Annotated in this window: 17 protein-coding genes; 12 read left to right on the top strand and 5 right to left on the bottom strand. The window is 68.0% G+C overall.

What is annotated here, in order from left to right:
* Positions 1–58 precede the first annotated feature (58 nt).
* Positions 59–1276, top strand: a complete 1218-nt coding sequence (locus tag IEY88_RS25315; RefSeq protein WP_308426013.1) for an FUSC family protein — start codon at positions 59–61, stop codon at positions 1274–1276.
* A 159-nt stretch (positions 1277–1435) separates the two neighbouring features.
* Here IEY88_RS25315 and IEY88_RS25310 read toward each other — a convergent pair whose 3' ends face one another.
* Both IEY88_RS25310 and IEY88_RS25305 read right to left on the bottom strand, forming a co-directional pair.
* The gene (locus IEY88_RS25310; RefSeq protein ID WP_189157337.1) at positions 1436–2065 is read right to left on the bottom strand and encodes an HNH endonuclease family protein; all 630 of its coding nucleotides are present in this window, start codon (positions 2063–2065) and stop codon (positions 1436–1438) included.
* A 105-nt stretch (positions 2066–2170) separates the two neighbouring features.
* Positions 2171–2779, bottom strand: coding sequence for a hypothetical protein (locus IEY88_RS25305; protein ID WP_189157336.1), 609 nt, complete (start codon positions 2777–2779; stop codon positions 2171–2173).
* A gap of 110 nt (positions 2780–2889) precedes the next feature.
* On the opposite strand from IEY88_RS25305, the gene IEY88_RS25300 reads away from it, so the two are divergent.
* From IEY88_RS25300 to IEY88_RS25280, 5 genes are all read left to right on the top strand, one after another.
* Entirely contained in the window at positions 2890–4179 is a 1290-nt protein-coding gene (locus IEY88_RS25300) for an adenylosuccinate synthase (RefSeq protein WP_189157335.1), read from the top strand.
* 1192 nt (positions 4180–5371) lie between these two features.
* A complete protein-coding gene (locus IEY88_RS25295) occupies positions 5372–6181 on the top strand; it encodes an ABC transporter permease (RefSeq protein WP_189157334.1) in 810 nt (269 codons plus the stop codon).
* Complete coding sequence (locus tag IEY88_RS25290) at positions 6166–6867, top strand: ABC transporter ATP-binding protein (protein ID WP_189157333.1); 702 nt, start codon at positions 6166–6168, stop codon at positions 6865–6867. The genes IEY88_RS25295 and IEY88_RS25290 overlap by 16 nt, the downstream gene beginning before the upstream one ends.
* The gene (locus IEY88_RS25285) at positions 6851–7822 is read left to right on the top strand and encodes an ABC transporter substrate-binding protein (protein WP_189157332.1); all 972 of its coding nucleotides are present in this window, start codon (positions 6851–6853) and stop codon (positions 7820–7822) included. Before IEY88_RS25290 ends, IEY88_RS25285 begins: the two co-directional genes overlap by 17 nt.
* The gene (locus tag IEY88_RS25280) at positions 7819–8943 is read left to right on the top strand and encodes an LLM class flavin-dependent oxidoreductase (RefSeq protein ID WP_189157331.1); all 1125 of its coding nucleotides are present in this window, start codon (positions 7819–7821) and stop codon (positions 8941–8943) included. Before IEY88_RS25285 ends, IEY88_RS25280 begins: the two co-directional genes overlap by 4 nt.
* On the opposite strand, the gene IEY88_RS25275 is transcribed toward IEY88_RS25280, so the two are convergent.
* Both IEY88_RS25275 and IEY88_RS25270 read right to left on the bottom strand, forming a co-directional pair.
* Positions 8933–10015 (bottom strand): glycerophosphodiester phosphodiesterase, encoded by a 1083-nt coding sequence (locus tag IEY88_RS25275; RefSeq protein ID WP_189157330.1) that lies wholly within the window; start codon positions 10013–10015, stop codon positions 8933–8935. The two genes, IEY88_RS25280 and IEY88_RS25275, sit on opposite strands and share 11 nt — an antisense overlap.
* Before the next feature lie 66 nt (positions 10016–10081).
* Complete coding sequence (locus IEY88_RS25270; RefSeq protein ID WP_189157329.1) at positions 10082–11629, bottom strand: Na+/H+ antiporter; 1548 nt, start codon at positions 11627–11629, stop codon at positions 10082–10084.
* Between the two features lie 64 nt (positions 11630–11693).
* Here IEY88_RS25270 and IEY88_RS25265 point away from each other — a divergent pair, with 64 nt between their 5' ends.
* The 5 genes from IEY88_RS25265 (at position 11694) to IEY88_RS25245 (ending at position 17066) form a co-directional block, all read left to right on the top strand.
* On the top strand, positions 11694–11918 hold the full coding sequence (locus IEY88_RS25265; RefSeq protein ID WP_373294177.1) for a UBP-type zinc finger domain-containing protein: 225 nt from the start codon (positions 11694–11696) through the stop codon (positions 11916–11918).
* A gap of 113 nt (positions 11919–12031) precedes the next feature.
* Positions 12032–13921, top strand: coding sequence for a TRAP transporter permease (locus tag IEY88_RS25260; protein WP_189157549.1), 1890 nt, complete (start codon positions 12032–12034; stop codon positions 13919–13921).
* On the top strand, positions 13908–14888 hold the full coding sequence (locus IEY88_RS25255; protein ID WP_229693736.1) for a TAXI family TRAP transporter solute-binding subunit: 981 nt from the start codon (positions 13908–13910) through the stop codon (positions 14886–14888). Before IEY88_RS25260 ends, IEY88_RS25255 begins: the two co-directional genes overlap by 14 nt.
* Before the next feature lie 16 nt (positions 14889–14904).
* The gene (gene purD, locus IEY88_RS25250; protein WP_189157327.1) at positions 14905–16161 is read left to right on the top strand and encodes a phosphoribosylamine--glycine ligase; all 1257 of its coding nucleotides are present in this window, start codon (positions 14905–14907) and stop codon (positions 16159–16161) included.
* Positions 16158–17066, top strand: coding sequence for an ADP-ribosylglycohydrolase family protein (locus IEY88_RS25245; RefSeq protein WP_189157326.1), 909 nt, complete (start codon positions 16158–16160; stop codon positions 17064–17066). The genes purD and IEY88_RS25245 overlap by 4 nt, the downstream gene beginning before the upstream one ends.
* Here the strand turns inward: IEY88_RS25245 and IEY88_RS25240 are convergent.
* Complete coding sequence (locus IEY88_RS25240) at positions 17056–17904, bottom strand: AraC family transcriptional regulator (RefSeq protein ID WP_189157325.1); 849 nt, start codon at positions 17902–17904, stop codon at positions 17056–17058. The two genes, IEY88_RS25245 and IEY88_RS25240, sit on opposite strands and share 11 nt — an antisense overlap.
* 716 nt (positions 17905–18620) lie before the next feature.
* Here IEY88_RS25240 and IEY88_RS25235 point away from each other — a divergent pair.
* A complete protein-coding gene (locus IEY88_RS25235; RefSeq protein ID WP_189157324.1) occupies positions 18621–19073 on the top strand; it encodes a hypothetical protein in 453 nt (150 codons plus the stop codon).
* Position 19074 lies beyond the last annotated feature (1 nt).

The following is a 19074-nucleotide window of genomic DNA, read 5'->3' as shown; positions in this document are numbered from 1 at the left end:
CTCGGTGTGAGGTTGCTTGCCCTTGGGCAAGGAAATGCCTGGTCGCGGGTTGTGGCTGGTGGCCGTTGGTTCGAGACTGGCGGCGAGAAGTCGTGGAGCAGCGGACGGGGTGTGTGTGGGCGCGGTCAGGGAAGCAGTTGGGCGTGGGCTTCTGCGGTGGCGCGGGGCCGCGTTGCCGATCGTCCAATGCGCTCTGTCCGCTGGGCTTGCCTGGGTTGTGGCCACGGTGCTCATCGGGCATGCGCATCCGTTCTTCGCGCCCATTGCTGCTGTGGTGTGCCTTGGGGTTTCGTTGGGGCAGCGGCTTCGGCGGGTTGGGGAGCTCGTTGTCGGGGTTTCTGTTGGTGTTGGGGTTGGGGATGCGCTGATCAGTTGGATCGGTAGTGGGCCCTGGCAGATTGCGCTCGTTGTGGCGTTGGCGATGTCTGCTGCTGTGTTGCTGGATGGCGGGTCTGTCATTGCCTTACAGGCTGGGAGTAGTGCGGTGTTGGTGGCGACCTTGTTGCCGCCCAGTGCTGGTGGTGGGTTCGATCGGATGATCGACGCGTTGACCGGTGGGCTCATGGGGCTTGCTGTGGCCGCGCTCATTCCGGCCAATCCTGTGACGGTGGCTCAGCGGCAGTTGAAGGCGTTGACGAACACGCTCAGCGGGGCGCTCCGAGAGCTTGCTTTGGCGCTTGAGCAGAAGGATTCGGTCAAGGCTGCTGGGGTGTTGGCTGAGCTTCGGACCAGTCAGACGACCATTGACGACTACAAGTCGGCGTTGCAGACCGGTAGTGAGATCGCGAAGATCGCGCCTATTCGGTGGCGGTCCAAGGATGAGTTGAAGCGGTATCAGACTGCGGCTGGGCCCGTGGACTACGCGATTCGGAACACGCGGGTGCTGGCTCGGCGGTCCATGGCGGCGTTGAAGGCCGGTGAGCGGATTCCGGACGGGGTGCCGGGCGTGCTCAAGGATTATGCGGACGCTGTGGACTGTCTCAAAGGTGAGTTGGAGAAGGGGCGGGAGCCCAAGGCGACTCGTGAGGCCGTGCGGGACGCCGCGCGGGTGCTCACCGCGCGGCGTCTTGGCGGGGACGGGTTCTCGTCCAAGGTCGTGCTGGCGCAGATCCGGAGTGTCGCGGTGGACCTGTTGCAGGCGACAGGGCTCAACCGTGGTGAGGCGATGGAGGCGTTGCCGCCGCTCAGCCCTCCGGCCGGTGCAGAAGTCCGTGCAGAAGAGAATGCACCTGTTCGTGATCGCGAGGATCGGTCAGGACGCACGAACCGCCCGTGATCGCGTACCACTCGTCCGCGCCCTCGTAGCGAACCTTCGCACTGAGCTTGCCGTCCTCGGCTAGCTCTGTGGACAGTTCCAGGTCTCCCGTCACGACGCCGACCTCGTCGGTCATCACGCCGCCGGGGCCCGCTGCGAAAAGCGAGGAGAGTGGCGTCATCAGCACCTTCCGAGCATGCCCGTCAGTTCCGTCTTCTCCGCCGAGGTCACGCTGAGGCTCCAGCGGTACTTGGTGTGTACCCACATTTTCGCGTAGGTGCACCAGTACGTCGTCAGTGGCGGCTTCCACGTCGCCGGGGTCTGGTCGCCCTTGGACTGGTTCACGTTGTCCGTCACCGCTATCAGTTGCGGGCCCGACATGTCGTTGGCGAACGACTGGCGTTGTGCGGTCGTCCACGACGACGCTCCTGACCTCCAGGCCGCCGCCAGAGGCACGATGTGGTCGATGTCCACGTCCGAGGCCGCGGACCACGTCGCGCCGTCGTAGGGCGAGAACCACCTGCCCGACGTGGCGGCGCAACTGGAGTCGGTCACCACGTTGGTGCCGTCCCGCTTCAGCACGGCCTCACGAGTGTTGCAGGTACCCGACTGGGTCACCCAGTGAGGGAACTTGTCGCGCGAATAGCCCGTCATCGAACCGTCGGCCCGAACGGTGAGTCCGGACAATTCGGCGCGAGCCGTGGTGGCGGAGGGGATGTTCGGCGGTGTCGCGAGTGCAGGGGAAACAAAACCAAAGGTGAGAGCTGCCGTGGCAACCAGGACACCAATGGTTCGGTTAACTTTTGACATCGGCCCGACCTTCCTTGTTGGGAAGTGATCGGGACCTACCCTCAGTCACATTATGAAATTAGGCAATGCCTTCGAGTGACACCCAAGTGAATGACAAGCGGACGGCTAGACGCCTCGGACGAGCCTCAAGTCCTCGGTGTGGCGGTACCAGGTCCACTTGTCGACCGGACGCGGGTGCTTGTGACCGTCCAGGACCGCCGTCGTGGGGAGGCAGCCGAGCTGGAACGCGCGCGGGCGGCTGATCTGGACCTTGGACCCGATCAGGCGCTTGTTCACGATCCGGATCTGCAGGCCGAGGCCTCCGTCCGGGTCCGGCGTGCACTCGATCCGCGACGCCTGGCCGCGCAGCACGTTGTCCGCGTCGCTGTAGCCGACACCCCGGACGGGGGCCAACACGCCGAGACCCACCAGCACACCTCCGACGTCGTCGCGGACGAGCGGAACGGGATCTACGTCACCGTTCAGGGCGATGTCGAGGGCACGCGCAGGGTCGGTCGAAAGCCCCCAAAGTGCGGCAACGGACGAATCGGCGACGGGTACGTAACCCAGTGCCACCGAACCCAGCTTCTCCTTGCGCAGCAAGCGCAACGCCACTGCGGCGAGGTCGGCGTCGGTGCCTGCGACGACCAGCCGATCGGCGTCCAGAAGGGGATCTACGTCGTCCTTGCCGGGGCGTGCTGGGACCCCCACCACGTCGTCACGTTGAGCGATCATTGGCAACTGCGTGTTTCCGCAGGCCAACACGATTCCGCGCACGGTCATCTCCTGGTCTACCCTCACGTACCGGCATTCGCTTGAACCAGTCCAAGTGCTTGGAGTTTCACATGCCGGCCGTCGTGCTGATCGGTGCCCAGTGGGGCGATGAGGGCAAGGGCAAGGCCACCGACATCCTCGGTGAGCGTGTCCAATGGATCGTTCGCTACCAGGGCGGCAACAACGCGGGTCACACCGTCGTCCTCCCGGACGGTCAGAAGTTCGCCCTCCACCTCATCCCCTCCGGCATCCTCACGCCCGGCGTGAAGAACGTGATCGGCAACGGTGTCGTGGTCGACCCCGGCGTGCTGCTCAAGGAGCTCGCGGGCCTGGAGGAGAAGGGCGTCGACACCAGCGGTCTGCTGATCTCGTCGGACGCGCACTTGATCATGCCGTACCACGTGGCCATCGACAAGGTGACCGAGCGCTACCTGGGCAAGGCCAAGATCGGGACGACCGGGCGCGGCATCGGCCCGGCCTACCAGGACAAGCTGGCCCGCGTCGGCGTCCGCGTGCAGGACCTGCTGGACGAGAAGATCCTCCGGCAGAAGGTCGAGGCCGCCCTGGACTTCAAGAACCAGGTGCTGGTCAAGGTCTACAACCGCAAGGCGCTCGACGCCGACCAGGTCGTCGACCAGGTGCTCGAGCACGGTCAGCACTTCGTGCACCGCATCGCCGACACCCGCCTGCTGCTCAACCAGGCGCTCGACCGCGACGAGATCGTCGTGCTCGAGGGCTCGCAGGGCACCCTGCTCGACGTCGACCACGGCACCTACCCGTTCGTCACGTCGTCGAACCCGACGTCGGGTGGCGCGACGGTCGGTTCCGGTGTGGGCCCGACCCGCATCAGCACCGTCATCGGCATCCTGAAGGCGTACACGACCCGCGTCGGCTCCGGTCCGTTCCCGACCGAGCTCAACGACGACCAGGGCGAGTACCTGCGCAAGCAGGGCGGCGAGTTCGGTGTCACCACCGGCCGCTCGCGCCGCACCGGCTGGTTCGACGCCGTGATCGCGCGGTACGCCTCGCGCGTCAACGGCATCACCGACTACTTCCTCACCAAGCTCGACGTGCTGTCGGGCCTGGAGCGGGTCCCGGTCTGCGTCGCGTACGAAGTGGACGGTCGCCGCGTCGACGAGATGCCGATGACGCAGACCGACGTGCACCACGCCGTCCCGGTCTACGAGGAGCTGCCGGGCTGGTTCGAGGACATCTCGCACTGCCGCTCGTTCGACGAGCTCCCGGCGAACGCCAAGGCGTACGTCGAGTACCTGGAGAGCATCATCGGCGCCCGCGTCTCGGCGATCGGCGTCGGTCCCGGCCGCGACCAGACGATCGTGCGCCACGACGTGCTCAGCTGACAGCCCGCCGCTGGGCCTCGGCCAGCGCGGTCCGCGTGACCTCCAGCTGGTCGAGGCCCTTCAGGAACTCGCTCGTCATCGACCCGTCGTCGGGGCCGGAGTCCCGGAACACGGCGAGGCACGACCGCGTGCCGTTCTCCAGCGCCCGCACCCCGTCCGCCCACATCGCGGCGATCCTCGGGGCAGGGGGCGCGGGGAACGGCTCGCGCAGCACCGGCCCGAGCGCCTCGCACCCGGCCGCGATCGCCGCCGGGTCCGCGGCCCGCACGCCGGCGAACACCCTCTCGCTGGCCTCCACGACGGCCTTCACCCGCTCCCGGCCCACCGTCCATCCAGGTCCCCACCGCCACGTCCTCGTGGCTCTCAGGCCGTCCTGCGGCCGCTCCCAGGGCGATGACCGCGAACGGCACGAGCACCGCGACGGCGAACGCCCGCCACAACGCCCGCGTGGCGGAGGTGAGCGCGAGGCCCCGGCGGACGTGCGCGAGCTCGTCGAGGACGATCGTGCGGAACGACTCGGGTTCGATGCGCCGCAACGCCATCACGCCGACGGTGAGCGCCACGTACTTGCGGCCGTGCGTGCCGAACGTGACGGCGCCGGCACGGGTCTTCGCGCGATCGATCAGGAACACCGGTGCCTTCGCTAGCGGGACCTCCGCCACCAGTGAGTCGAGCGGCTCGACCAGTTCCTCCGGGATCGGGGCCAGGTTTCGCCGGTACCGCAACCAGACCGGGTGCAGCGCGTAGATCAGCGACGTCACCCCGAGGAGCAGCGCCAGCCCGCCCGCGATCCACCACTCCCGGCCGTGGACGAACGGCTCCAGGCACGCCCGATAACCGTCCCATGTGGACTTCTCGGCGCCGGGGGCGAGGTAATAGCCCGACCTCACCTGGCAACGCGCGTCGTCGAGCGGAGTGGCCGAGTTCCACATCGACGCGTACTCACCGAAGATCGCCGCCGTGACCGCGGACGTGAGCAGAGCCAGTGCCGTGAAACGCAGTGCGGTGCCCCAGGGCACCCTCCGTCTGTCCCCCTCCGGATCCATGGCGTGAATCGTGATCGCTGAGGCTCCGGCTGTCACTCAGCCGTTGGCAGGAAATGTGTCCGTGCGGGGAACATCTCGATGTACGACGCGTTTTCACGATTTGGGCGTCGTTGACTCGTCCCGTGGGCTCGCCTGTACTTCCGCCCATGACCTTGTCCATAGCAGGAGTGGCCACGCGGCCGAAAACCGCGACACCCGTGCAGACGCGGAAGTTCACGCTGCCGCTGCGGTGGATCAGCCCTGTCGCGCTGGTCCTGCTGTGGCAACTGGCCAGCTCAACGGGTGTGCTGTCGCCCGACAAACTCGCTTCTCCGCTCACCGTGGCGCAGTCCGCCGGTGAGCTGATCGCCGACGGCCAATTGGTCGAGGCGTTCGCGGTGTCCATCACCCGCGTGTTCTTCGGATTCCTGATCGGCGGCTTTGCCGGAGTTGTCCTGGGCCTTGTCTCCGGCCTTTCCCGGTGGGGCGAGACATTGCTGGACCCGCCCGTGCAGATGTTGCGGACGCTGCCGCACCTCGGCCTGATCCCGTTGTTCATCCTCTGGTTCGGCATCGGCGAGGAACCCAAACTCGCGCTGGTCGCGGCCGGGGTGGCGTTCCCGCTCTACCTCAACCTGCACGCGGGCATCCGGCAGACCGATCCCGGCCTGGTCGAGGCCGCACGGGTGCTCGGCTACAGCCGGATCGAACGGGTCGTGCACGTGGTGCTGCCGTCCGCCGTGCCGCAAACCCTGGTGGGACTGCGGATCGCGTTCGGCACCGCCTGGCTGTCGCTGATCGTCGCCGAGCAGATCAACGCCGACGCCGGCCTCGGCTTCCTGATCAACAACGCCCGTGAGTTCCTCCGCACCGACGTCGTGGTCGTCGGCCTCGTGGTCTACGCGCTGCTCGGCCTGACGACGGACGCCCTGGTGCGGTTGCTGGAAAGGAGGATCCTGCGGTGGCAAAAGCGGTGAGCGTGCGCGGCCTGACCAAGGCTTTCGGCGCACGGACGGTGCTCGACGGCATCGACCTCGAAGTCGAGCCCGGCGAGTTCGTGGCGTTGCTCGGACGCAGTGGCTGCGGCAAGTCGACGTTGCTGCGGATCCTCGCGGGCCTGGACCGGGACGTCGAGGGTGAGGCCGAGGTTCCCGGCACGGTGTCGATCGCGTTCCAGCAGCCGCGTCTGCTGCCGTGGCGCAAGGTCTGGCGCAACATCTCGCTGGGGCTGCACAGGCCGGACGGCCGCGCGATCGCGTTGAAGGCGCTGGAGGAAGTGCGGCTGACCGATCACGCCGACGCGTGGCCGCTGACGTTGTCCGGCGGTGAGGCGCAACGGGTCTCGCTCGCACGGGCATTGGTGCGCGAGCCGGACGTGCTGCTGCTCGACGAACCGTTCGGCGCGCTCGACGCGCTGACCAGGCTCGCCATGCACCACCTGGTGGAAGACCTGTGGATCAGGCACAAGCCCGCCGTGCTGCTCGTGACGCACGACGTCGACGAGGCGTTGCTGCTGGCCGACCGCATCCTCGTGCTCGACGAGGGCCGGATCGTCGCCACGCACCACGTCGACCTGCCCCGCCCGCGCCGCCGGGCATCCGTTGTGGAGCAACGCACCCGCGTACTCGCTGATCTGGGAGTGGACGTTGAAGAAGCCGCCTAACAGAGGCCTGCTCGGCCTGCTCGCCGCGATCCTCCTCACCACCGGGTGCTCGACGGCCGCCTCGACCGACACCGCCGCCGGCGACGTCGTGCTCAAGGTCGGCGACCAGAAGGGCGGCGCGAAGGCGTTGCTCACGGCCGCCGGGCTGCTCGACGACTTCCCCCACAAGCTCGAATGGTCGACCTTCACCTCCGGCCCGCCGCTGCTCGAAGCCGCGTCCGCCGGAGCCATCGACATCGGGGGTGTGGGCAACACACCCCCGATCTTCGCAGCGGCCGCGAACGCCAAGATCGCCGCGATCGGCGCGTCCAAGGGCCAGGTCGAGGCCGACGCGATCCTCGTCCCGGAGAACTCGCCGCTGCGGAAGGTCACGGACCTCAAGGGCAAGAACATCGCGGTCGCCAAGGGCAGCTCGGCGCACGGTCAGGTGCTGCTCACGTTGCGCGCCAACGGGTTGAGCACCAAGGACGTCACGCTGAACTTCCTGCAGCCCTCCGACGCGTACGGCGCGTTCACGCAGGGCAAGGTCGACGCGTGGGCGGTCTGGGACCCCTACACCGCGCAGGCGCAGCAGGAGGCCAAGGCGCGCGTGCTGACCACGGGCGAGGGCAAGTCGAACGGGTACGGCTTCCAGGTCGCCGGCCGCAAGGCGTTGGACGACAAGGGGAAGAACCCAGCGCTCAAGGAGTACCTGATCCGCTACTACAAGGCCCAGAAGTGGGCCGACACGCACCGCGAGGAGTGGGCGAAGGCGTGGGCCGCGGAGACGGGCCTGAAGTACGAGGTCGCGCTGGCCGCGGTGAACCGCAACGGCGACCTGCCGGTGAAGATCGACGACACCCTGATCAGGTCGGAGCAGGAGCTCGCGGACGCGTTCACCGAGGAGAAGACGTTGCCGGGCAAGGTCGACTTCGGGAAGTTCGTCGACACGAGGTTCCAGGGAGATCTGGCATGAGCATCACGCTGCACTGGTTCCTGCCGACGTCCGGCGACGGCCGCACGGTCGTGGAGCACTTCCACGCCAACCGCGCGCCCGCTGCCGGGACCCGTCGTGAGCCGGACATCGACTACCTGGCGCAGATCGCGCGCACGGCCGAGCAGGTCGGGTTCACCGGCGTCCTCACGCCGACTGGAACGTGGTGCGAGGACGCGTGGCTGACCACGTCCGCGTTGATCGCGCAGACCAAGACGCTGAAGTTCCTGGTGGCGTTCCGGCCCGGCGTGCTGTCGCCGACGCTCGCCGCGCAGATGGCCTCGACGTACCAGCGGATCTCGCGCGGACGGCTGCTGCTCAACGTCGTGACCGGCGGCGACTCCGTTGAACAGCAACGGTTCGGCGACTGGCTCGACAAGGACCAGCGGTACGCGCGCACCGACGAGTTCCTCCAGGTCGTGCGCGGGATCTGGACGGGCAAGCCGTTCTCGTTCCACGGCGACCACTACCAGGTGCAGGACGCGACCGTGCTGGCCGCGCCGGACCCGGTGCCGCCGATCTACTTCGGTGGCTCGTCCGACGCCGCTCTCCCGGTGGCCGCTGCTCGCGCGGACGTCTACCTGACCTGGGGCGAGCCGCCTGCCGACGTGGCCGAGAAGATCGCGCGGGTGCGGGCGCTGACGGACCGGCCGATCCGGTTCGGCATCCGGCTGCACACGATCAGCCGGGACACCTCGGCGGAGGCGTGGGCGTCGGCCGCGAAGCTCCTCGACGCGCTGGACCCGGCGGCGGTGGCGCAGGCGCAGGCGCAGTTGGGTGCGTCGGAGTCCGTTGGGCAGCAACGGATGCTGGCGCTGCACGGCGGCGACCTGACCCGTGGTGTCCGTGGCCTGGAGATCTACCCGAACCTGTGGGCCGGCGTCGGACTCGTGCGTGGTGGCGCGGGAACGGCACTGGTCGGGTCTCATGAGGAGGTCGCCGACCTCATCGAGGAGTACCACTCCATCGGGATCGAGGAGTTCGTGCTGTCCGGCTACCCGCACCTCGAAGAGGCGTACTGGTTCGGTGAGGGCGTGCGGCCCCTGCTGAAGCAACGAGGGTTGCTCGACGGGGACCGCACGCTCGCACTCGCTAGCGCTTGACCTTGGCCTCGACGGCCGTGTCGGGGTTGTCCGCGAACACGCCGTCGACGCCCTGCTTGAAGAACAGGTCGTACTCCTCGAAGGCCCGGCCGTACGCGGCCGGGTCGGTCGAGGACCGGAAGTCCGCGGGCAGGAACGAGTTCTCGTTGCGGAACGTCCAGGAGTGCACGACCAGGCCGGCCCGGTGGGCGTCCTTCACGACGGTCGTCGGTGCCTTGAGGAAGCCGTTGGCGTCACGCGGGATGATGATGTCCTTGGTGAGGCCGACGCCGTCCGCGTACGAGCGGACCTCGCGCAACCCGGCCGGGGTGACCAGGTCGGCGTAGGTGCGCTTGTCCCTGGCCACGACGAAGTCGTACGGCGCTCCGGAACCGTTGACCAGCTGCACGATCGGCACGCGCAGCGACCGGTTGAGCTCCTTGAGGTTCGAGACCTCGAACGACTGCACGTAGACCTTGGCGCTGCCGCGGTTCAGACCGTTGCGGTTGAGGACGTCGACGAGCTTCGGCTCCAGCGCGAGACCGATCGACTTGAAGTACGTCGGGTGCTTGGTCTCGGGGTAGATGCCGATCTCGCGGCGCAGCTCGCGGGACAGGCGCTTCGAGAGGTCGATGACCTCCTGCAGCGTCGGCACCTCGAACCGGCCGTCGTAGAGGGTGTTGCGCGGGCGGATCGCCGGGATGCGTTCCTTGGCGCGCAACGTCTTCAGCTCGGCGAGCGTGAAGTCCTCGGTGAACCAGCCGGTGACCGCGACGCCGTCGATCGTCTTGGTCTTCTTGCGGTCGGCGAACTGCGGCTTGTCGGCGACGTTCGTGGTGCCGCCGATCTCGTTCTCGTGCCGGGCGACCAGCTTGCCGTCCTTGGTGGGCACCAGGTCCGGTTCGATGAAGTCGGCACCCATGCGCGCGGCCAGTTCGTACGCCGCGAGCGTGTGCTCGGGCCGGTACGCCGAAGCGCCCCGGTGCCCGATGACGATCGGACCCTTGTCGTCGTGTGCGGACGCGGAGGGCAGGGACGCCACCACCGCACCCGCGAACACGAGGACTACGGCGGCTAGACCTCTCCGATACATCGTTCGACCTCCCGTTTGGTGTTGAGAGCGCACCCAAGCATCGCAACACGAAATGCAGGTGAACGGTTACTCACGGGACAGTGCGGCTTCTTCCAGGTCCAGCTCGCGCAGCACCCGGAACAGCACCTCGTCGTCGATCTCGCCCTTGTCCCTGGCCTTGACGAACTCGTCACGTTCGGCGCTCAGCATCACCCGCCGCAGCCTGCGGTACGCGGCCGCCGGGCTCTCCTCCTCCTGCCGCCCGAGCCGTTCCCACGCGGCGTTGCCCCGGTGCTCGGCGAGCGACCGCAGCTGGTCGCGGACGTGGTCGGGGACGTCGGCGATCTCCTCGTCGAGCCTCGTGACCGCGGCCTGCGCCGCCCGGTGCTGCACCTGCGCCTCGGCCAGCGCGTCCTCGCGGGCGTCGTCGCCCTCGAAGCCGATCTTGTTGATGACCCACGGCAACGTCAGGCCCTGCAGCAGCAGGGTCGCGACCGTGACCACGAACGCGCAGAACAGGATGATGTCGCGACCGGGGACGTTCGTCGGGACGGCGGCTGCCGCGGCCAGCGTCACCACGCCGCGCATGCCGGCCCACGCGATCACCGTCACCTGGCCGAGGTGCGGCGGACGTTCGCGCTCGCGCACGCGTTTCGACATGTACCTGGGGATGTAGGTGGCCGGGTACATCCAGACGAACCGGGCGAGGATCGCGGCGAGCAGCACGGCACCGGCGCCGAGCAGCAGCGCGGCGTCCAGGTCGACGTCCCGGATGATCGCCGACACCTGCAGCCCGATGAGCGCGAAGACGAACGCCTCCAGCAACGCGTCCAGCGCCTTCCAGACCGCGGCGTCCTGCAACCGGGTCGAGTACCCGCCACGCGGCGAGTGGTGGCCGATGTAGAGCCCCGCGACGACGACCGCGAGGACACCGGAGACGTGCGCGACCTCCTCGGCGATCAGGTAGGCACCGAACGGCACCAGCAGTCCCAGCGCGGTCTCCAGCACGCCCTCGCAGAGCCGCCTGCGCAGGAACCGGACCACCACGCCGACGACCAGCCCGACCGCGATACCGCCGGCCGTGACCAGCAGGAACAACCCGACGCCCTCGACGGGGTGCATCGCGGCGCCCGCCGCGGCCGCCACCGCGACCTTGAACGCCGTGAGCGCGGTGGCGTCGTTGATCAGGCTCTCCCCGACCAGCAACGTCATCGCGCGCCGTTGCAGGCCGAGCTTGCGCCCGATCGCGACGGCGGCGACGGCGTCCGGCGGCGCCACGACCGCGCCCAGCACCAGCGCCGCGGCGAACGGCAGGTCCGGGAACACCAGCTTCGCCACGACCCCGACCACCAGCGTCGTGAACAGGACCAGCCCGACCGCGAGCAGTCCGATCGGCCGCAGGTTCGCGCGGATGTTGAGGTACGAGCTGTCCAGGGCCGCGCTGTAGAGCAGCGGCGGCAGCACCACGAGCAGAATCAGGTGCGGGTCGAGTTCGAACTCCGGCACGCCCGGTATGAACGAGACCACGAGCCCGACGGCGACCAGCACCAGCGGCGCCGACCAGTTGAACCGGCGGGCGATCGCCGTGACGACCAACGCACCGAGGAGCAGCAGCAGGAGTTCAGGCCCGACCATGCGCTCATTCTGCGTAATGATGGAAGCCATGACCTGTTCGCACGTGGCTGCCTTGCCTCGATCGGTGCAACCGGAGTCGGTGCAGGACTGCGTCGACTGCCTCGCTCTGGGTGAGCGCAACTGGGCTCACCTGCGGATGTGCCTGTCCTGCGGGCACGTGGCGTGCTGCGACTCGAGCCCCCACAAGCACGCGACCGCGCACTTCGGTTCGTCCCAGCATCCGGTCATGCGCTCGTTCGAGCCGGGCGAGGACTGGCGCTGGTGCTATGTGGACACCGCGATCGTCTGAAGTCTTTGCAGTTCCTTTGGATTGATCCCCTGGGGCTGTGATCGCCCCCACAGTACGGTCGGTCCGTGGCCAACCCGGACCTCGCCCGCATCGTCGCGGAGCACGACGAGGAGATGCCGTCGCGTTCGCTCTCACCCAGGTGGGAGCGGGCGCTGTGGATCGCCGGCCTGCTGATCGCCCTCCTGGTGCTCAAGCAGGTGTTCTTCCCGTTCGCCAAGGGAAGCCAGTACTACCTGATCATCTTCCTGGCGGTGACGCTGCCGCTGGTGTTCCTCGCGTACGGCCGCGGGCACGCGCCGCCGTGGTGGGACTGGGTCCTGGCCGCGCTGGCGTTCGTGGTCGGCGCGTACCCGCTGTTCGGCGGCTACGACGAGTTCCTGAACCGCCAGGGCCAGCTCTCGACGCTCGACGTGATCGCGGGCTCGGTCCTGCTGGTGCTGATCCTGGAGGCCTGCCGCCGCACGACCGGCTGGGTTCTTCCGGTGGTGTGCCTGGCGTTCATCGCCTACGCCTACTACGGCGGGTTCCTGCCGCCGGCGTGGTCGATCTCGCACTCCGGCGTCGACTTCCCGCAGATCATCAACGGGTTCTTCAACGACGGCAGCGGGTTCTACGGCACGCCGCTCGACGTGGCGGCGACCTACATCGTGCTGTTCACGATCTACGGCGCGGTGCTGAACGCGTCCGGTGCCGGCAAGTTCTTCGTGGACATCAGCTTCGCGGCGTTCCGCAAGTCGCGGACGGCCCCCGGTCGCACCGCTGCCACCGCGGGCTTCCTGCTCGGCACGGTCTCCGGGTCCGGTACCGCGACCACCGTGTCGCTGGGCGCCGTGACGTGGCCGATGCTGCAGAAGGCCGGTTATCCCAAGGAGAACGCGGGCGGGCTGCTCGCGGCGTCCGGCATCGGGGCGATCCTGTCCCCGCCCACGCTGGGTGCGGCGGCGTTCATCATCGCCGAGTACCTGGAGGTCTCGTACCTCGAGGTGCTGATCTGGGCGATCATCCCGACGCTGCTCTACTACCTGGGCATCGCGCTGGCCGTCGAGGCCGACGCACGGCGGTTCGGCGCCAAGCCGGTCGACGTGGACGCGCCGCGGTTCTGGGACGTGCTGAAGCTCGGCTGGTACCACTTCCTGTCGCTCGGGATCATCATCGTGTTCCTCGCGCTGGACATCCCGGTCTACAAGGCCGTCGTGTACGCGACGGGCGTGGCCGCGCTGTTCGCGTTGATCAACCACCGGCGTGAGTGGCTGCGGTTGATCGCCGACGCGCTGTCGGTCGGCGTGCGGTCGGCGTTCCCGGTGATCGCGGTGTGTGCGGCGGCGGGTGTGGTGACGTCGACGATCACCAAGACCGGGCTGGGGCAAGCGCTTGCGGGTTCTCTGGTGGACCTCGCGTCGCTGCTGACGTCCGAACCCGCCGTGGTGCTGATGCTGACGGCGGTGCTCGCGGCCGTGGCGGTGTCGGTGCTCGGGCTAGCGGTGCCGGTGACGGCGTCGTTCATCATCTCGTGGGTCGTGATCGGCCCGGCGTTGATCACCCTGGGCGTCGAGCCGGCCGAGACCGCGATGTTCATCTTCTACTACGCGGTGCTGTCCGAGGTGACCCCGCCGACGGCACTCGCTGCCGTCGCGGCGGCGGCGCTGACCGGCGGCGACGTGATGAAGACCATGTGGCAGACGTGGAAGTACACGCTGCCCGCGTTCCTCGTGCCGCTGGCGTTCGTGCTGACCGACGCCGGTTCCGCACTGCTGCTGCGCGGGCCGCTGCTCGACTCGGTGTGGGCGTTCGGAGCGTCCGCGCTGGGGGTGGCCGCCCTGGCCGTGCTGACGGGCGGCTGGTTGTTCGGTCCCGCGCGCTGGCCGGAACGGGTCCTGTGCGTGCCGGCCGCGTTGTTCCTGCTCTACCTGCAGCCGTTGACGATCGCCATCGGGGCAGGGTTCCTCGTGGTGGCCGTGGCGGTACACCTGGTGACCCGTAGGAGGGTTCGTGAAGCTGCATAAGTACGCGATCGGCGCGATCGCATTGGCGCTCGTGGTCTCCGGGTGTGGCGGCAAGCGCACACCCACCACGCCGGACGCGGGCGGTTCGCAGGCGTCGTGCGAGGCGTCCGACGGCCGGATCACGATCGCGACCGGCAACTCCGGTGGCGTGTACTTCGTGGTCGGCGGCGGCCTGGCGAAGCTGATCTCCGACAACTCGAAGCTCAAGGCGTCGTCCGCCGAGACCGGTGCGTCGGTGCAGAACATCCAGCAGCTCGTCGCCGGCACCTACGACATCGCGTTCTCGCTGGCCGACACCGCCGCGGACGCCGTCAACGGCACCGGGGCGTTCAACGGCAAGAAGGAGAAGATCGCGGCGCTGACGCGGATCTACCCGAACTACACGCAGGTGCTCGTCCGGGCCGACTCCGGGATCGGCTCGATCGCGGACATGAAGGGCAAGCGGATCTCGACCGGCTCGCCCAAGTCCGGCACCGAGGTGATCGCGGGCCGCCTGCTGAAGTCGGCCGGTCTCAACATCGACTCGGACGTGCAGGCCCAGCGCCTCGACCTGACCAAGACCGCGGACGGGATGAAGGACGGCAGCATCGACGGCCTGATCTGGTCGGGCGGGTTGCCGACGCCGCAGATCACGGACATCACCACGTCGCTCAAGGACAAGGTCAAGTTCGTCGACATCACCCCGCTGCTGCCCGAGATGAAGAAGATCAGCCCGGTGTACGACACGGCGCCGATCCCGGCGGCGACCTACGGGGTGGCCGAAGTGTCCACGATCGTGGTGCCGAACCTGCTGCTCGTCCGCGAGGACTTCGCGGCCGGCAACGCCTGCGCCGTGACCAAGCTGATCTTCGACAAGAAGGCTGACCTGGAGAAGGTCCACCCGGCCGTGAAGGACATCGCGAAGGACAAGGCATCGGCCACCGACCCCGTTCCGCTGCACCCTGGAGCGAAGCAGGCCCTGGGCTGAACTACTCTCAGGCCTCGTGCGCGTCCTGGTCATCGGGTCTGGAGCCCGTGAGCATGCCCTTGTCCTCGCGTTGTCGCGCGACCCGCAGCTGTCTGCCCTGGCGTGCGCGCCGGGCAACGCAGGCATAGCCGGGCACGCCGAGATCTGCGGTGTGGACGTGTCCGACGCTCAGGCCGTCGCCGGCCTCGCGAAGGAGTGGAAGGCCGATCTCGTCGTCATCGGCCCCGAGCAACCCCTGGTGGCCGGGGCCGCTGACGCGGTCCGGGCCCTCGGCATCCCGTGCTTCGGCCCGTCCCGCGAGGCCGCCTGCATCGAGGGGTCCAAGGCGTTCGCCAAGGACGTCATGAACGCGGCGGGGGTGCCGACCGCGCACAGCGAGGTCGTGGACAACCCGGCCCGCCTGGACGCCGCGCTGGCCCGTTTCGGCCCGACGTGGGTCGTGAAGGACGACGGCCTGGCCGCGGGCAAGGGCGTGGTCGTCACCGCGGACCTGGCCGCGGCCCGTGCGCACGCGATGACGTTGCTAGACGGCGGCCACCCGGTGCTGCTGGAGTCGTTCCTGGACGGTCCGGAGGTGTCGCTGTTCTGCGTCACCGACGGCGTGTCCGTCGTGCCGCTGATCCCGGCGCAGGACTTCAAGCGCGTGGGCGACGGCGACGCGGGCCCCAACACCGGCGGCATGGGTGCCTACGCGCCGCTGCCGTGGGCGCCGGAGGGCCTGGTGTCCGAGATCGTGACGCGGTGCGTCCAGCCCGTGGTCGACGAACTCCGCGCCCGTGAGACGCCGTTCGTCGGCCTGCTCTACGCGGGCCTGGCGCTGACGTCCGACGGCGTGCAGGTGATCGAGTTCAACTGCCGCTTCGGCGACCCGGAGACCCAGTCGGTCCTGGCGCTGCTGAAGTCGCCGATCGCTTCTTTGTTCCTGGCCGCGGCCAACGGGACGCTTTCGGAGCTTCCGGCTCTGGAGTGGGAGAACGGCTACGCCGTGACGGTCGTGGTCGCGGCCGAGGGCTACCCGAACCGCCCGCGCACCGGCGACGTGATCACCGGCGCCGAGGCCGAGGGCGTCCTGCACGCGGGCACGCGCCGCCGTGACGACGGCGCCGTGGTCTCCACCGGAGGCCGCGTCCTGTCCGTCGTGGGCACCGGCAAGTCGTTGTCTAAGGCCCGCGACCGCGCCTACAAGCGCATCGCGGACATCCACCTCACCGGCTCGCACCACCGTTCCGACATCGCGGCGAAGGCCATCGACGGGAAGATCACCCTGCCGTGAGCCTGCTGGGGTGCGTGCTGGGCGGGGCCGTCGGTGACGGCCTGGGCGCGCCGATCGAGTTCTCGTCGATCGACACGATCCGCCACCAGCACGGCCCCTCGGGCGTCGTCGACCTGCCTGTTCTGGAGATCACCGACGACACCCAGATGGTGCTGTTCACCCTGGAAGGCCTCCTGCTGGCCCGCCAGCACGGCGTCGATCCTTTGCTGACCGTGCGGGCCGCCTACGGGCGCTGGCTGCACACGCAGGGCGGCCCACTGGTCGCTTCGGACGGCTGGCTTATGGCGGACCACCGCCTGCACTCCCGCCGCGCGCCAGGCCACACGTGCATCACCTCGTTGAAGCACAACGAGAAGAACGACTCGAAGGGCTGCGGCGGCGTGATGCGCGCCGCCCCCGTGGCCGTCTGGTCGCCCGACGTCCGCGAGGTCTTCTCATTGGCCGTGGGCACCGCTCGCATGACCCACCACCACCCGAGCGGCTACCTGTCCGCAGGCGCCCTGGCAGTGATCGTGCAGACCCTGCTGGCCGGCGCGGATCTCCGTTCGTCCGTCGCGGTGGCCCGCACCGAACTGGTCCGCTGGGACGGCCACGAGGAGCAGACCTCGTTGCTGGACAAGGTGATGGGCCTGGGCCCGCTGACCCCGGAGGAGATCGCGTCCGAACTGGGCGGCGGCTGGGTGGGTGAGGAGGCCTTAGCCATCGGCCTGCACGCCGCACTGGTCGGCACGGACTTCTCAGACGCTCTTCGTGTGGCCGTCAACCACTCCGGTGACAGCGACTCGACGGGTTCCATCTGCGGCAACATCCTCGGCGCCCGCGACGGCGTCACCGCGATCCCGTCGAACTGGCTTTCCGTGCTGGAACTACGAGACGTGATGGAACGCCTGGCCCTCAGCTGGTGACAGGAATCCACAACTCGGCCGTGGCCTGGTCCCCGTCGATCTGCGTGCGCAACATCGACGGCCCCTCGACACTCTCGTAGCTGTTGGACGGGAACCACTGCGTGTACACGTCCCGCCACATGTACTGGATGGTCTCGGGATACGGCCCAGTAGCCGTGAACACGGCCCACGTGTTCTTGGGGATTTCGAGGGTCTCCATGTCCTCCGGTGCTTGTTCGGTGGTGACCACCCCTTGGAAGTAGTCGAGCATGTCGCCCTCCTGGTTCCCTTCCTGGTTGAAGGTGAGCGCCAACATCCCGCCCGGCTCCCCGTCGCTGAGCGCCTTCATCCGGTCGAGCGCCGGCATCCCGATGCCCTTGACGAACTCGACGATCGCGGGGTTCATCCCCAGGTGCACCAACGGCACCCGCGTCCCCCTCCCGACAACCCGGAACGCGTCCTTCTCGACAACCCGGTACTCCATGCTCGTACTCCCCTCCACAACGAGTCTGAACGTGAGAATCTGCTGCGACTGCAACGCTTTCTTGCTCGCACGAGCCTCCTGGGGCCCGACTTTGTGCATGGCCTTGAAGGCCCGTGCAAAGGCCTCGTTGGACCCGTAGCCCCACTTGACGGCGATGTCGAGCAACGAACTCCGTCCACTGAGGACCTCGTTCGCCGCCTTGGTCAGCCGCCTGCGCCTGATGTACTCGCTCAGCGGGATCCCCGCCAGCGCGCTGAACATCCGGCGCAGGTGGTACTCGCTGGTGCCTGCGATGCGCGCCAGCACCTTGACGTCGACCTCTTGTTCGAGGTCGGTCTCGATGCGGGCCATCGCCTCGTTGAGTCGCTCTAGCACGTGGACAACGCTATGGGGGTTGGCGCGTTCTCACCCGACTTGTTGTGCCCTGTTCGATCGCCTTCCGCCACTCACGCGGGTGTGAAGGCTGCTGAACGAAGGCTGTCGCACCGACAACGTGAACCGGTGGTTCCTCGTCAGCGACTCGTTCGGCAGGACGTCGGTGAACTGACCGACATCGGCACCGACCGCGGCACGTAGGTCTGGCTGCGCCATCCGTGAGCGGCCACCTCGAACCCGAGTCCCTCGATCACCGCCACCGGCATCAGGGTGCAGGCGCCAAGCACGGCCAGCTCTCCGTACTCGACCACCTCAGGTTTGGCCTTCTGCGCGATGATGCTGTCGTCGGCAGCCTCAGGCGGCTATGTCTGCCCGGAGTTCGTCGTCGTTCTTGGTCAGAACCACAGCACAAAGACGACCGAGCTGGTAGGGCGGTTGTGGCGGGTAATGGTGGAGCGGATGGGGTTGCTGGTGCGGATGCTGCATCGGTATGGCTGCGGCGGCCCGTTCACGTGCCCCCAGGCGATCGTGTGCTTTGCTCCCCCAAACTGCGGAAGCTGCCGGAATCGGGGCACGCCGCCAACGGGAACGGCACGCAGAGTGATCTGGAACCAACGAGGGGTGGTGTTCGTCGAACTACAGGTATCTCTTACGCGGGCGTTGGTAGCCTGCGAAGCGGGACCGAACCGTTACCAACCGTACGGGGGTAGGACGTCGTGACACAGGAGAACGCGGGGGTGGCGGATGCCGCTCTCAGTGCTGCTGCGCTGACTGGCGTGCTGGGCGGTGCGGCCAGCGCGATGGCGGTCGCGGGCTCGGTCGTGGACCGGATCTCGGCGGGCTTGGGTGGAGGAACTCAGAAGTTCCACGTCGAGAAGGACACCGTGCTGCAGGCGGGCAAGGTCGTTCACGACCAGTGGATGCTTCTCAGGAAGGAATACGCCTCGCTCGCGCCCAAGCTGCGAATCGCGACGACGGACGGTGAGGTCACCTCCGACATCGTCAATGCGTGGAACGATCGACTTCTGTTCAACGAAGAATCGTATGCGAACCGGATTTTGGCTTACCTGAAGGTCCTGGAGAGCCTTTCGGATCAGCTGAAGACCTCGGCCGAGCAGTACGGACTTTCTGAAGAAGCGATCAAGGCTTCTTTCAAGCCGAAAGAGTGAA

The sequence above is a fragment of the Lentzea pudingi genome, assembly GCF_014646255.1.
Lineage (GTDB): Bacteria > Actinomycetota > Actinomycetes > Mycobacteriales > Pseudonocardiaceae > Lentzea > Lentzea pudingi.
The sequence above is the reverse complement of the archived record's forward strand: the minus strand, read 5'-3'. Positions and strand labels throughout refer to the sequence as shown.